Here is a 12334-nt window from a genome sequence, read left to right as displayed (position 1 = left end):
GCGCCTCCCCTCGGGGGCGACTTTATCGTCGCGTGAACGCCGGGCCGACGCGGGCTCCAGTGGCTCGGCGCGTGGCTTGGCGCGGCCGAGCGGATAGGCTGTGCCACACCATGGCTGAAATGACCGTCGTCCACCTTCTGCGCCACGGTGAGGTGCACAACCCCAAAGGCATTCTCTACGGCAGGCTGCCCGGCTACCACCTGTCGGAGACCGGCCGGCTCATGGCCGAGACGGTCGCCAAGGCGGTCGGCGGCCGTGACATCGTCGCCGTCTACAGCTCGCCGCTCGAGCGGGCGATGGAGACGGCGACGCCGCTCGCCGACAAGCTGGGCCTCGAGATCACGCAGGACATCCGGCTGATCGAGGCCGGCAACCTGCTGGAGGGCCGTACGGCGGGGCCCGGCCTGGCGCTGCTGCGCAACCCGCGCAACTACCGCTATTTCTGGAATCCGCTCCGCCCGTCATGGGGCGAGTCCTATCCGGCCATCGTCCAGCGCATGCGCTCGATGATCGACGACGCCAGAGCGGCGGCGCGCGGGCACGAGACGGTGCTCGTCAGCCACCAGCTCCCCATCTGGGCGATCAGGATGGCCGCCGAGCGGCGCAGGCTCTGGCACGATCCCCGGCGCAGGCAGTGCGCGCTGGCCAGCCTCACCACGTTCACGTTCGACGGAGATCGTCTGGTCAGCGTGGGCTACAGCGAGCCGGCCGGTTCGCTCGATCCCGGCCCTTCCGTCCCCGGAGCCTGAGGCGCTCCCCGATGTCCGGGGCGGGCGGCGTCGCCGGTAGAGTTGCAAGCTCTACCGGTTGTAGTACAAGGAGATCTTCCTCCGTGCGCACCAAGTCCATCCTTCTCGTTCTCCTGGCTGCGACGGTCGCCGGCTGCGCGGGCAACCAGAGCGGCCAGCCGCAGGCGGGTGACACCCGTTTCGTCGCGGGCGACGGGAAGATGCAGGTGTTCGAGGCGGGCGAGCGAAAGCCGGCGCCCACGATCGAGGGCCCCACGCTCGACGGGGGCACCGCATCGCTCGCCGCGCACAAGGGCAAGGTCGTGGTGCTCAACTTCTGGGCCTCGTGGTGCGGCCCGTGCCGGGCCGAAGCGCCCGTGCTCAAGGAGGTCGCCGCCAAGACCAAGGACAGCGGGGTCGAGTTTCTCGGCGTCGACTTCAAGGACCGCCAGGCCGACGCGCTGGCGTTCGAGCGCACCGAGAAGACCGGCTACCCCCACATCTTCGACCAGCCCGGCAAGGTCGCGCTGGCCTTCCAGGGCACGGTGCCGCCGGCCGCCATCCCGTCCACGCTGATCATCGACGAGCAGGGCCGGATCGCGGCCAGGGCGCTGGGCGCGGTGAAATACACCGACCTGCTCAACGCGGTGACCAAGGTGCGCGATGAATGACGTCGTCGCCTCGGGCTCGCTGCTGCTCGCGGTGCCGATCGCGGTGCTCGCCGGGGTGGTGTCGTTCCTGTCGCCGTGCGTGCTGCCGCTGGTGCCCGGCTACCTGTCCTACGTGACCGGCATGAGCGCCGACCCAAGACGCGGGCGGCTGGTGCTCGGCACGGTCCTGTTCGTGGCCGGGTTCGGGCTGGTCTTCGTGCTCAGCGGGGCGCTGTTCGGCGGGCTCGGGTCGGTCATGCTCGGCAACTCCGAGATCATCACGCGGGTGCTCGGCGTGCTCACCATCCTGCTGGGGCTCGCGTTCCTGGGCGTCGTGCCCGGCCTGATGCGCGACGTGCGCATCCACCGGGTGCCGTCCGCGGGGCTGGCGGGCGCGCCGCTGCTCGGGGTGGTGTTCGGGCTCGGGTGGACGCCGTGCATCGGGCCCACGCTGGCCGTCGTGCTGGCGCTCGGGCTCAACGAGGGCAGCGCCGGGCGCGGAGCGCTGCTCGCGGTCGCGTACGCACTCGGGCTCGGGCTGCCCTTCGTGGGGGCGGCGCTCGCCTACAGCAAAGCCCTGCGTACGTTCCGTGCCATCCGCAAACACTCGCGCCTGATCACCAGGATCGGCGGCGGCATGATGGTGGCCGTCGGCGTGCTGCTCGTGACCGGGCTCTGGGGAGAGATGATCGCGGCCATGCAGGGTCTGATCGGCGCCTTCGAGCCGGTGATCTGATGAGCGTCCAGGAGCTGGAGAAGCCGCGCACGCCCGGACCGGCCGGGTTCGGGCCGGTGGGCTGGCTGCGCTGGGGATGGCGCACCCTCACCTCGATGCGGACGGCGCTGATCCTGCTGTTCCTGCTGGCCCTCGCCAGCGTGCCCGGCTCGGTGGTGCCGCAGCGCGGCGTCGAGCCCGGCAAGGTGGCCACGCTCTACGAGCAGAACCCGGCCCTGGCCGAGTGGTACGACAGGTTCCAGCTCTTCGACGTGTTCGGCTCGACCTGGTTCGCCGCCGTCTACCTGCTGCTGTTCACCTCGCTCATCGGCTGCATCGTCCCGCGCACCACGACCTACCTGCGCGAGTTGCGACGCAAGCCGCCCGCCGCGCCGAAACGGCCGTCCAGGCTGCCCCACTCCGCCACGTTCGACGGCGACCTCACGGTCGAGCAGGCCGCCCGGCGGCTACGCAGGATGCGTTTCCGCGTCGCCACCGGCGACGGCTGGGTGTCGGCGGAGAAGGGCTACCTGCGCGAGACGGGCAACCTGTTCTTCCACGTCGCCCTGCTCGGCATCCTGGTCGCGATCGGCGCCGGCTCGCTCTTCGGCTACCGCGGCAACGTCCTGGTCGTCGAGGGCGACGGGTTCGCCAACACGGTGGCCGCCTACGACCGGTTCATGCCCGGCAGCCAGGTGTCGGCCGAGTCGCTGGAGCCGTTCTCCTTCCAGCTGGCCGACCTCAAGGTCTCCTACCAGGTCACGGGCGAGAGGAAGGGCCAGGTGCTCGACTACGCGGCCCGCCTGAAGGTCAACGACTCGCCCGAGGCGCCCGCCCGCGACTACGAGCTCAAGGTCAACGAGCCCCTCGACGTCGGCGGCACCCAGACCTATCTGATCGGCAACGGCTACGCCCCCGTCTTCAAGGTGACCGACGGCAAGGGTCAGGTGGCCTTTGAAGGGCCCGTCCCGTGCCTCATCGAGGACAAGGCCACGATGACCTCGGGATGCGTGGTCAAGGCGCCCGACGCGCAGCCGGAGCAGCTGGGCTTCCTGCTGCGGTTCCTGCCCACGAGCGTGCCGCTGACCGACGGCAGCCACGCCTCCGCCTTCCCCGGCGAGCTCAACCCCGAGGTGCAGGTGCTCGGAGCGTTCTCCGGTGACCTGGGCGTGCGCTCGGGACGGCCCCAGTCGGTCTACGAGCTGGCGCCGCCCGAGGTGATGAAGAAGCTCAACCCGCTGCTCATGGCCTCCGACACGCCCAAGCCGCTGGCCGTGGGCCAGTCGGTCGACCTGCCGGGTGGCGTGGGCACCATCGAGTTCACCGGCGTCAAGGAGTGGATCACGCTCCAGACGGCCTACGACCCCGGCCGCATCCCCGCGCTGGTGGCGGGCGGCACCGCCGTCGTCGCCATCGCCCTGTCGCTGATGATCAGGCGGCGCAGGGTGTTCGTCAGGATCGAGGGCGGCAAGGTCGAGGTGGGCGGCCTGACCCGCACAGAGGGCTCCGCGGCGGGCTTCGCCGAGGAGTTCGCCGACATCGTCAAGGATCTATCAGCAGGAGAAAAGGATGTCCGCTGAGCAACTCGCCGAGCTGAGCGACCTTTTCGTCGTCGCCGCCGTCCTGCTCTACCTCGTCGCCATGATCGGGTTCGCGATCGAGCTCGCCTTCGGCCGGGCCCGTCCCGGCATGGCCGCGCGGTCCGCGGCCGGCTCGCTCGCCGCCAGGAAGCCGGTCGCGGTCGGCGCCCCGAGCGGCGCCAGGGCCGGTGCCCCGGTCGGTGACACGAACGGCGACGGAGAGCCGGGCCGTGACGCGGTCACAGGGCTCCCCGGCGACCACGTGGACGCGGGCGGCGACGCGACGGCGCCCGGAGGAGACGTCGCCGCGGCGGCTCTGGACGACGGCGCGCCGCAGTCGAGAACCGCGGTCAGGGCCGGCACTGCCGCCCTGGCGCTCGCCTGGCTCGGCTGGGCCGCCAACCTCGGCGCCATCGCCACCCGCGGCCTGGCCGCCGACCGGTGGCCCTGGGGCAACATGTACGAGTTCGTGGTGGCCATCTGCTTCGCCGCCGTGACCGCGTTCCTGGTCACCCAGCTGCGCACCAACGTGCGCTTCCTCGGCTCCTTCGTCATGGTCACCGTCGCGCTCGGTCTCGGCCTCGCGGTGAAGGCCTTCTACACCACGGCGGGGCCGGTGGTGCCGGCGCTCGACACGTACTGGATCGCCATCCACGTCTCCGCCGCGATCGTCGCCAGCGGCCTGTTCATGATCGCGGGAGTGTCAGGCGTGCTCTACCTGCTGCGCGGCGACGGGCTTTCGCGGCTGCCGGCCCGCGCCGACCTGGAGCGGGTGGCGCACCGGGCGATCGTGTTCGCCTTCCCGGTGTGGACGTTCGCCGTCATCGCGGGCGCCCTCTGGGCCGACCGCGCGTGGGGCCGCTACTGGGGCTGGGACCCCAAGGAGGTGTGGGCGTTCATCACATGGGTCGCCTACGCCGCCTACCTGCATGCCAGGGTGACGGCCGGTTGGCGGGGGAGGTCGGCGACGATCGTGCAGTTGGTGGCGTTCGGTTGCCTCCTGTTCAACCTGATCGGGGTCAACATCTTCTTCGAGGGCCTGCACAGCTACGCCGACGTGGACTAGCTGACGTCGTCACCGCGCATGCGGCGGTCGAGATCGCGGAGGAAGTCGGGGTCGTCGTCCGGTCCCTTCGGCGTGCCGGGGCCCGGGGGGACGGGCCATGCCGCCCGCGGGGCCCGCGGACGGCCACGGGCCATCCACACCAGGCCGCCGAGCAGCGGGATCAGCACGACGATCAGGATCCAGAGCGCCTTTGGTACGTTCCTAACTTCGTCTTCCGGCGTGGTCACCACGTCGAAGAGGGAGAAGAGCCAGAAGGCGAGCAGCCCAAGGCCGATAAGAACACCTGCCATGCCCGAACTGTAAGCCATCCTCAGCGTGATCGTGCCGCTTGATGTCCCATTTCGGGTGACTAGGGGAAGATCGACGTCGTACGGTGGAACCCGATGTGCCGGTCTGCATGGGCTTCACGGCGTTGAGAGGTGCGATGGCCTTTTCTCATGACAAGGGCCGGCATCGACGCGGTCGTTGGTGGCGGCGCGGTTCCTACCTCTTCTCCCGGCGCGGCGAGGCGCCGCCCGACTCCGAGCGCTCGTTCTGGTCCAACGCCCGTGAAAGGCGCAGGGAGGCTCGCGCGGCGGCCAGAGAACGCGAGGGCACGGACCGCCGGCGTCCGGCGGGCAGCGGCAAGCTCAGCGGCCGCCAGGAGCGGTCGGCCTGGCCCGGCGCGGGCCAGCCGGACCGCCGGTCCTGGCCGGGGCCCGACCAGCCGGACCGCAGGTCGTGGTCGGGAGCCGACCAGCCGGACCGCAGGTCGTGGCCGGGAGCCGACCAGCGGGAGCACGGAGTCTGGCCGATCGCCGGGCAGCCGGAGCGGGGATGGCCGGGCGGTGACCGTCCGGAGCGCGGGGCCCGGCCTGGCGGGGAGGCGGGGACGCCGCCGGGCCGTCGCGAGCGCCAGGTGACGTGGGACGCCTTCACGGTGCGCGAGCGCCGCGCGCGGCTGCCCGCCGCCGTGGCCGAGCGCCCTCGCTACACCTGGTACGACTTCGAGCTCAACGAGGAGCCGCCCAGAGCGCAGCCGAACCGGCCCGACGTGCCCTCGATGGGCGACGGTTTACGCCACTGCGGCAAGCTGGAGCAGATCCTGCACCGGCAGTGGGACGTCCGGAGAGGGCCGCCGTCCCCCGAGGTCGTCCACGCGGTGGAGAGCCTGGCCCGGCTGCCCGACGGGCTCAAGGACAAGCTCGCGGCCGGCCTCGAAGGCATCTACGTCGGCCAGGGAGGCGTGCCCGATCTCGACGACATGGGCTACTTACGCGGCGCCCCCTTACCGTCTGGCCGCGCGACCTGGGACATCTGCGCGGGTGCGTACGGCGACCGCAAGATCGTGGTGGGCGACCGCCCCTCGCCCACTCCTGACGTGATGATGCACGAGGTGGGCCACGCCATCGACGACGTCGACTCGGCGCACGGCGAGTGGGTCTCGGACTCGCCCGAGTTCATGCAGCTCTACGAGACGGCCATGCCGGTGCTGGCCTCGACGTTCCACCGCCAGGGAGGCGGGCTGGGACGCAAGGAGTTCTTCGCCGACGCCTTCGCCGCCATCGCCTCCCGCCAGCGTCCCGCCCTGGTGGACATGCTCGGGGGCGACACGCGGATGGCGCTCGACGTCATGCTGTTCTTCAACCGGCGCTACGGAATCTAGGTGGTCCACCATGTACGTCATCCGGCTCGCGGACGGGACGCTACGCGTGCCGCAGAGCCTGACCAGCGAGGACGGTCGGCTGATCGGTAACGCGTACGTGGAGCTCCAGCCCGATGATCCCGATTACGAGACGTTCCTGCCCGAGTCGTTGACGGAGGAGGAGGCGTCCGAGCGCCGCCGGCGCTGGGAAGAGGAGAACGACGATCTGGAACGCGAGTTCCTGGCCTTCAAGGCCGAGCAGGAAGGCGCCTGAGGGGGAAAGGACGGACAGGCGCCAGCCACGGTCGGCGGATGGCGCCGTCCCGTGCTCACCGTACGGAAGTGTGGCCGGGAAGCACGCAACAAGTCGATCCCGTCCGCGGTGATCCTGGCGGACAGGATCACCGACTGGACGGAACGTCAGACGCGCGGGGACTCACCTGCCGGCCTGTCGGCCGTGAGAACGTCCTCGCCTCGGAGAAGGGCGTGGACTTCCGACTCGCGGAAGCGCCGGTGCCCTCCGGGGGTGCGGATACTGCTGATGCGGCCTGCCGCAGCCCAGCGCGTAACCGTCTTTGGGTCTACCCGGAAGAGGGCGGCAACCTCTCCTGGGGTCAGCAGACGCTCGCTGCTACTCTCCACCAATCTCTCCCCCTCGCATCCCGCTTCCTGCCAGCGGGCGGACAGGTAACCAGTGTGTCGAGCGAAGCCTGATTTATCCGTGGTTTTCTGCAAAGATCACGGGTTGTTATCAGCTGACTGCCCGATTGTTATATGATAGAGCCTCTTTGGGGCTCTCGTGGGTGTTTCTTTACGAAACTCCCTGACTGGGACAGTAGCAGTGCTCGCGTCTGATGCGAAGAGCGACCGCGCCACGGGTCCGAGTAACCTCGAACCCGTGCGTCCCGTTCTCGTTTACACCGCGTCGCGGATCGGCCTGTTTCTGGTGACCCTGGGTGTGCTGTGGCTGCTCGGACTGAGTAACCCGCTGGTGCTGATCGTCTGCTCATTCTTGATCAGCGGCATAGCCAGCTACGTCCTGCTCTCCAGGCAGCGTGATGCCGTGAGTGCCCGCATCAGCGACAGGGTCGACCGGCCGAAGCCGCACGACGACTAGGGCAGGGGGAACATGCCAATCCGGGCATGGTACTCCCGTCCGAGTCTCGTTGTGTCGCTACCGACAAGTAGTCCGGTGGGATGCGCGTAAAACGCCTTCACGCCGATCCCGCGCTCGCGCGTCGGATTCCAACTCAGGGCCTTTCCCGTACGCGGATGAATGGCGCCGATGCCGGGCCGTGACACCGCTCCAGGGCCGGCGGAGTCGCGGCCCCGCGGATTGTCCAGCCAGCGCAGGTGCCCGCCCACATAGACCGCCGCCCCCGTCACCGAGACCGCGTAGAGCGAATCGCCCCCCGTGCTGTTGACCCAGGTCGGCTTGATGCGCGAGCCCTTGGCGTAGGTCTCGAATCTGGCGGTCGTGTCGCACATGCCGGCCCTCGGGCCTCCCGTGGTGACCACCGCGAAATAGCGGCCGTCGGGGGAGAAGTCGAGGCCGCGCACGTACGACGGGAACGCGGCCATGCACGTGCGCGCGTACACGTCGGTCCGCCACGGAGTGACCCTGGCCACGCGCCCGCTGACGTCGATCAGCCCGAGTTGCGGCCTGGACGCGCCGTCGAGCGTGGTGAACGTGCCGTCCACGGCGAGCCTGTCGCGCGAGACGGCCAGTGCGTAGACCTTCACCTGCCTGGTCAGCGGCTTGCCTGGCGTGATGGCGAAGTCGGGGTCGGCCGCGCCGGTGACCGCGTCGAGCCTGGCCAGCGCGGTGCGCGGGCTGACGAAGTCGCCGCCGACGTACAGCTTGGAACCCTGGCGGGCCAGTGTGGTCACCGTGCCGCCGCCGATGCGCGGTGCGAAGCCGGGCACCAGAGCGCCGTCGGAGAGGCGGAGCTTGGCCAGCGCCCTGGACGGCCCGTTGTTGACGCCGTGGAACCGGCCGCCCACGTAGACGGTGCCGCGCTCGCCCGCGGCCAGGCCGTGGACCGCGCCGGGGACGACGGGCGCGAAGTCCTCCAGGACCCGGCCGGTGGCCAGGTCGTAGGCGAACACGTTGGAGCGCGGATAGGTGGTGGTGCGGGCGGCGTCGGCGACCTCGCTGAACGCGCCGCCGACCACGACGGTGCGGCCCACGACGGCGATGGCGTTGACGATGCCGTCGAGCACGTGGGGAGTGCTGTCGATCGGGTCGGCCAGCACGACACGAGGGTGCGCGGTGGGGGCCGAGGCGATGATCGCCGCGAGGGCGAGACGGGCAAGCATTCGCCAATTTCTAGCAGACGTTGCGTAATGAAGTGGATACTTTCCGTTGAATGTTGCGATGGCCATATGGTGTGGGCATGACGCGCGCTCAGTTGGACAAACAGCCGGACGAGGTCGCCGCGATGTTCGATCGCACCGCCCGGCGTTACGATCTGGTCAACGATGTGATCTCCCTCGGGCAGGTCAGGCTCTGGCGCAAGGCGGTGGCCGCCGCGGTCGACGCGGGGCCCGGGGAGATCGTCCTTGACCTCGGGGCGGGCACGGGCACCTCCACCGACGCGTTCACCTCGCTGGGCGCTCGGGCGATCGCCTCCGACTTCTCGCTCGGCATGCTCCGCACCGGCGTGCGCCGCCACGGCGGCAACGCGTTGACGGGGCAGGGGGTGCCGTTCGTCGCGGGTGACGCGCTGCGGTTGCCGTTCGCCGACGACTCCTTCGACGCGGTGACGATCTCGGTGGCGCTGCGCAACGTGCACGACACCACGGGGGCACTGAAGGAGATGTTGCGGGTGACGAGGCCGGGCGGGCGCCTGGTGATCCTCGAATTCTCGCACGTCACTTTCGCCCCGTTCGACCTGGTCTACCGCGAATATCTGATGAAGTTGCTGCCCAAGGTGGCCAAGGTGTTCGGGTCCAATGACGACTCCTACGAATATCTGGCGGAGTCGATCCGCGACTGGCCCGACCAGCCGACGCTGGCGCGCATGATCCAGGACGCCGGCTGGGAACGGGTGGCCTGGCGCGATCTCACGATGGGGATCGTCGCCATGCACAGGGGATTCAAGCCCGCCTGAGCTCGATGGTGATCAGGTGGCCCAGCGGTGGTGCCGCTTCGGGATGCGGCGCGGCTACGGGGCGGATGGGGTTCCGGCCATCCGCCCATTCGCGCACCCGAAAGTCCCGGATGTGCCCCTCCCTTCTTCCCCCGCATTCCTTCGTGGCGGGCTACCCTGAGGGTGTGTCCCGCGGGGATGGCGGCAGGGCCTCTTTCTGGGACGAAAGCGAACCTTCCCGGCGAGGATTGCCCAGTAGTTGAAATGGGCATAATCAGTTAATTCCCTGGGAGGAGCCGAGTGGTCGGAGAAATCAATCCGACACTCCGCCGCCGGAAGCTCGCCGCCGAGCCGCGGCGGCTTCGCGAGGAGGCGGGGCTCCACGGCGTGCAGGTCGCGCGGTTCGGCTTCCCCTCCGTGCCCGTGCTAGGGAGCATCTCCGGCGAGGTCGTCTACTACGAGAACTATCCCTCCTTTACGCTGTCGGACGATGAGGAAACGGTCCTGCAGTACTCGCTGGTCATCAACGAGCTGGAGGAGGCGGCCATGAGCGAGGAGGAGTCGCGCGGGTTCATCTGCGCGCTCGCAGGCCTTGAGTAACCACTTCGCCAAGCAATCGTCACCGATCGGTTATTTTGCGTGCCGAAAATGCCTTCAGCAGTAGTGTGGCTGCAGTGACGCGTGAGGCTAGGGGGCGCCGTCCGATGAACGGTCCTGTCCTGTCGGATGGCTGGCGGAAGAGCTCGTTCAGCGCAGCGGCAGGTGAGTGTGTCGAGTTCGCCAGGAGCGAGTCCAGGAGATCGTGATCCGTGACTCCAAGGACCCCTCAGGGCCGGCCCTGGTCTTCACCCCTGGCGAGTGGCGGGCCTTCGTCAAGGGGGTCCGGAACGACGAGTTCGACGTTTGACGGCGCCTGGCACGCAGGTAATGGCCCTTCGTCAGGACGAAGGGCCTTCTCGTGTCCCGGAAGCGCCCCCCGACTGCCACTATGTGTACGAAAAGCAGTAGACTTCGGGCCGACAAGTTTGTGAAGGGGTTCACAAAGGAACGAAGGCGCGACACCCCAAGGCCTTCGAGCGTGTAGGACAGGACAGTCCAGTGACCGTGCCAGCAGCCCGACCTCAAGCGCAGGAGCTCATCCCGAGAGAGCGAAGCCGACAGAGTGGCGCTGACGCGACCAGGGGCACAGCCGACGCTGATGTCATCGTCGTCGGCGCCGGCCCGGCCGGCTCCGCAGCCGCCTTCTACCTCGCCCAGGCCGGCCTCGACGTGCTGCTCCTGGAGAAGACCAGGTTCCCCCGCGAGAAGGTCTGCGGCGACGGCCTGACGCCGCGGGCGGTCAAGCAGCTGCTCAACATGGGGGTCGACATCGACGCCCCCGGCTGGGTCAGGAACAAGGGCCTGCGCGTCGTGGGCGGTGGCCTGCGGTTCGAGCTCGACTGGCCCCGGCTGGAGCGGTTCCCCGACTTCGGGCTCGTACGCACCCGGCAGGATTTCGACCAGATCGTCGCGGCCACCGCGGTGAAGATGGGCGCGCGCCTCATGGAGGGCGTCACCGTCACCGGCCCGGTGCTCGACGACCGCAGCGGCCACATCGTCGGCGTGACCACCAAGGACGGCCGGACGTTCCGGTCGCGCGTGGTCGTGGCCGCCGACGGCAACAGCACCCGCCTCGCCCTCGGCATGGGCCTGCACAAGCGCGAGGACCGCCCGATGGGCGTGGCCGTGCGCACCTACTTCGAGAGCCCCCGCCACGACGACGACTACCTGGAGACGTGGCTGGAGTTGTGGGACGGCGACACGCTGCTGCCCGGCTACGGCTGGGTGTTCGGCGTCGGCGACGGCACCGCCAACGTGGGGCTCGGCCTGCTCAACACCAGCGCCCAGTTCAAGAACATCGACTACCGCGACCTGCTCAGGCGCTGGTGCCGGTCGATGCCGGCCGACTGGGGCTTCACCGAGGAGAACATGACGGCGCCCATCCGCGGCGCCGCGCTCCCGATGGCCTTCAACAGGCAGCCGCACTACACGCGCGGCCTGATGCTGGTGGGCGACTCCGGCGGCTCGATCAACCCGTTCAACGGCGAGGGCATCGCGTACGCCATGGAGACCGGCGAGATCGCCGCCGAGATCATCGCAAAGGCCCTCAGGGGCACCACTCCCGCGCAGCGCGAGCGGACCCTGCGGACTTACCCCCGCGTGCTGAAAGACGCATACGGTGGTTACTTCACTCTCGGCAGATGGTTCGTCGAGGCGATCGGGAAGCCGGGCGTGATGCGCTTCGGCACCAGGCACGGGCTTCCCCACCCGAGGCTGATGCGCTTCGCGCTCAAACTCCTTGGTAATCTCACCGACCGGCGAGGCGATGCGTCGGACAAGATCATAAACGCACTCTCGAAGGTCGCGCCACCAGCATGAATCTCACAACTGACAGATCCGGCTGCGCGCCCGCGCGCGCGGCGACTCCAGAGGAGGCGTAGCGATGGACCTTTACGTGCCCATCCTGGTGCTCGCCGTTCTCGCGGGGGGCTTCGCGATCTTCTCGGTCGCCATCGCTCCCTTCACCGGCCCCAAGCGCTGGAACCGCGCCAAGCTTGACGCCTACGAATGCGGCATCGAGCCGACGCCCCAGCCGGTCGGTGGCGGACGGTTCCCGCTCAAGTACATGGTCACCGCGATGCTCTTCATCGTGTTCGACATCGAGATCATCTTCCTCTATCCGTGGGCGGTCTCGTTCGCGCCGGAGCTGAACGACGCGGGCCAGGCGATCGCCCCGGGCCTGGGGCTGTTCGCCCTGGTGGAGATGCTGCTGTTCATCGTCACCGTGCTCGCCGCCTACGCGTACGTGTGGCGCCGCAAGGGTCTGGACTGGGACTGAA

At 69.2% G+C, this 12334-nt stretch carries 16 protein-coding genes; 13 read left to right on the top strand and 3 right to left on the bottom strand.

All coding sequences use genetic code 11. From position 1 onward, the window contains the following. Positions 1-110: 110 nt before the first annotated feature. The 5 genes from ABGA98_RS06520 to ccsA all read left to right on the top strand — a co-directional run bounded on the left by ABGA98_RS06520 (position 111) and on the right by ccsA (position 4739). On the top strand, positions 111-749 hold the full coding sequence (locus ABGA98_RS06520; protein WP_347617230.1) for a histidine phosphatase family protein: 639 nt from the start codon (positions 111-113) through the stop codon (positions 747-749). Between the two features lie 83 nt (positions 750-832). After that, entirely contained in the window at positions 833-1399 is a 567-nt protein-coding gene (locus ABGA98_RS06515; protein WP_347617229.1) for a TlpA disulfide reductase family protein, read from the top strand. Then, a complete protein-coding gene (locus ABGA98_RS06510; RefSeq protein WP_347617228.1) occupies positions 1392-2114 on the top strand; it encodes a cytochrome c biogenesis protein CcdA in 723 nt (240 codons plus the stop codon). The genes ABGA98_RS06515 and ABGA98_RS06510 overlap by 8 nt, the downstream gene beginning before the upstream one ends. Continuing rightward, entirely contained in the window at positions 2114-3673 is a 1560-nt protein-coding gene (locus ABGA98_RS06505; RefSeq protein WP_347617227.1) for a cytochrome c biogenesis protein ResB, read from the top strand. The genes ABGA98_RS06510 and ABGA98_RS06505 overlap by 1 nt, the downstream gene beginning before the upstream one ends. Continuing rightward, on the top strand, positions 3663-4739 hold the full coding sequence (gene ccsA / locus ABGA98_RS06500; protein ID WP_347617226.1) for a cytochrome c biogenesis protein CcsA: 1077 nt from the start codon (positions 3663-3665) through the stop codon (positions 4737-4739). Before ABGA98_RS06505 ends, ccsA begins: the two co-directional genes overlap by 11 nt. On the opposite strand, the gene ABGA98_RS06495 is transcribed toward ccsA, so the two are convergent. After that, positions 4736-5029 (bottom strand): PLD nuclease N-terminal domain-containing protein, encoded by a 294-nt coding sequence (locus ABGA98_RS06495; RefSeq protein ID WP_132592429.1) that lies wholly within the window; start codon positions 5027-5029, stop codon positions 4736-4738. The genes ccsA and ABGA98_RS06495 overlap by 4 nt on opposite strands. Positions 5030-5163: 134 nt before the next feature. On the opposite strand from ABGA98_RS06495, the gene ABGA98_RS06490 reads away from it, so the two are divergent. Both ABGA98_RS06490 and ABGA98_RS06485 read left to right on the top strand, forming a co-directional pair. Then, a complete protein-coding gene (locus ABGA98_RS06490; RefSeq protein ID WP_347617225.1) occupies positions 5164-6384 on the top strand; it encodes a hypothetical protein in 1221 nt (406 codons plus the stop codon). A gap of 10 nt (positions 6385-6394) precedes the next feature. Continuing rightward, positions 6395-6637, top strand: a complete 243-nt coding sequence (locus ABGA98_RS06485) for a hypothetical protein (RefSeq protein ID WP_347617224.1) — start codon at positions 6395-6397, stop codon at positions 6635-6637. A gap of 146 nt (positions 6638-6783) precedes the next feature. On the opposite strand, the gene ABGA98_RS06480 is transcribed toward ABGA98_RS06485, so the two are convergent. Beyond that, positions 6784-7005 (bottom strand): BldC family transcriptional regulator, encoded by a 222-nt coding sequence (locus ABGA98_RS06480; protein ID WP_026214226.1) that lies wholly within the window; start codon positions 7003-7005, stop codon positions 6784-6786. Positions 7006-7261: 256 nt separating this feature from the next. Between ABGA98_RS06480 and ABGA98_RS06475 the strand changes: the two genes are divergently transcribed. After that, a complete protein-coding gene (locus ABGA98_RS06475; protein ID WP_347617223.1) occupies positions 7262-7480 on the top strand; it encodes a DUF4229 domain-containing protein in 219 nt (72 codons plus the stop codon). On the opposite strand, the gene ABGA98_RS06470 is transcribed toward ABGA98_RS06475, so the two are convergent. After that, a complete protein-coding gene (locus ABGA98_RS06470) occupies positions 7477-8682 on the bottom strand; it encodes a hypothetical protein (protein ID WP_347617222.1) in 1206 nt (401 codons plus the stop codon). The two genes, ABGA98_RS06475 and ABGA98_RS06470, sit on opposite strands and share 4 nt — an antisense overlap. Positions 8683-8759: 77 nt before the next feature. Between ABGA98_RS06470 and ABGA98_RS06465 the strand changes: the two genes are divergently transcribed. The 5 genes from ABGA98_RS06465 to ABGA98_RS06445 all read left to right on the top strand — a co-directional run bounded on the left by ABGA98_RS06465 (position 8760) and on the right by ABGA98_RS06445 (position 12333). Continuing rightward, positions 8760-9476: a demethylmenaquinone methyltransferase gene (locus ABGA98_RS06465; RefSeq protein ID WP_347617221.1), complete on the top strand. Its 717-nt coding sequence runs from the start codon at positions 8760-8762 to the stop codon at positions 9474-9476. Between the two features lie 279 nt (positions 9477-9755). Next, positions 9756-10055: a Scr1 family TA system antitoxin-like transcriptional regulator gene (locus ABGA98_RS06460; RefSeq protein WP_347617220.1), complete on the top strand. Its 300-nt coding sequence runs from the start codon at positions 9756-9758 to the stop codon at positions 10053-10055. A gap of 202 nt (positions 10056-10257) precedes the next feature. After that, on the top strand, positions 10258-10362 hold the full coding sequence (locus ABGA98_RS06455) for a DUF397 domain-containing protein (protein WP_347617219.1): 105 nt from the start codon (positions 10258-10260) through the stop codon (positions 10360-10362). A gap of 230 nt (positions 10363-10592) precedes the next feature. Continuing rightward, positions 10593-11873 (top strand): geranylgeranyl reductase family protein, encoded by a 1281-nt coding sequence (locus ABGA98_RS06450; RefSeq protein ID WP_347617718.1) that lies wholly within the window; start codon positions 10593-10595, stop codon positions 11871-11873. A gap of 64 nt (positions 11874-11937) precedes the next feature. Beyond that, a complete protein-coding gene (locus tag ABGA98_RS06445) occupies positions 11938-12333 on the top strand; it encodes an NADH-quinone oxidoreductase subunit A (protein WP_132592415.1) in 396 nt (131 codons plus the stop codon). The last annotated feature ends 1 nt before the right edge of the window (position 12334 follow it).

The sequence above is a fragment of the Nonomuraea sp. B1E8 genome (genome assembly GCF_039871515.1).
GTDB lineage: Bacteria > Actinomycetota > Actinomycetes > Streptosporangiales > Streptosporangiaceae > Nonomuraea.
The sequence above is the reverse complement of the archived record's forward strand: the minus strand, read 5'-3'. Positions and strand labels throughout refer to the sequence as shown.

Excerpts from the sequence above, each read along its gene's own strand:
- ABGA98_RS06520 (WP_347617230.1), top strand. The coding sequence starts at position 111 with ATGGCTGAAATGACCGTCGTCCACCTTCTGCGCCACGGTGAGGTGCAC.
- ABGA98_RS06510 (WP_347617228.1), top strand. The coding sequence starts at position 1,392 with ATGAATGACGTCGTCGCCTCGGGCTCGCTGCTGCTCGCGGTGCCGATC.
- ABGA98_RS06505 (WP_347617227.1), top strand. The coding sequence starts at position 2,114 with ATGAGCGTCCAGGAGCTGGAGAAGCCGCGCACGCCCGGACCGGCCGGG.
- ccsA (WP_347617226.1), top strand. The coding sequence starts at position 3,663 with ATGTCCGCTGAGCAACTCGCCGAGCTGAGCGACCTTTTCGTCGTCGCC.
- ABGA98_RS06495 (WP_132592429.1), bottom strand. The coding sequence starts at position 5,029 with ATGGCAGGTGTTCTTATCGGCCTTGGGCTGCTCGCCTTCTGGCTCTTC.
- ABGA98_RS06490 (WP_347617225.1), top strand. The coding sequence starts at position 5,164 with ATGGCCTTTTCTCATGACAAGGGCCGGCATCGACGCGGTCGTTGGTGG.
- ABGA98_RS06485 (WP_347617224.1), top strand. The coding sequence starts at position 6,395 with ATGTACGTCATCCGGCTCGCGGACGGGACGCTACGCGTGCCGCAGAGC.
- ABGA98_RS06470 (WP_347617222.1), bottom strand. The coding sequence starts at position 8,682 with ATGCTTGCCCGTCTCGCCCTCGCGGCGATCATCGCCTCGGCCCCCACC.
- ABGA98_RS06465 (WP_347617221.1), top strand. The coding sequence starts at position 8,760 with ATGACGCGCGCTCAGTTGGACAAACAGCCGGACGAGGTCGCCGCGATG.
- ABGA98_RS06445 (WP_132592415.1), top strand. The coding sequence starts at position 11,938 with ATGGACCTTTACGTGCCCATCCTGGTGCTCGCCGTTCTCGCGGGGGGC.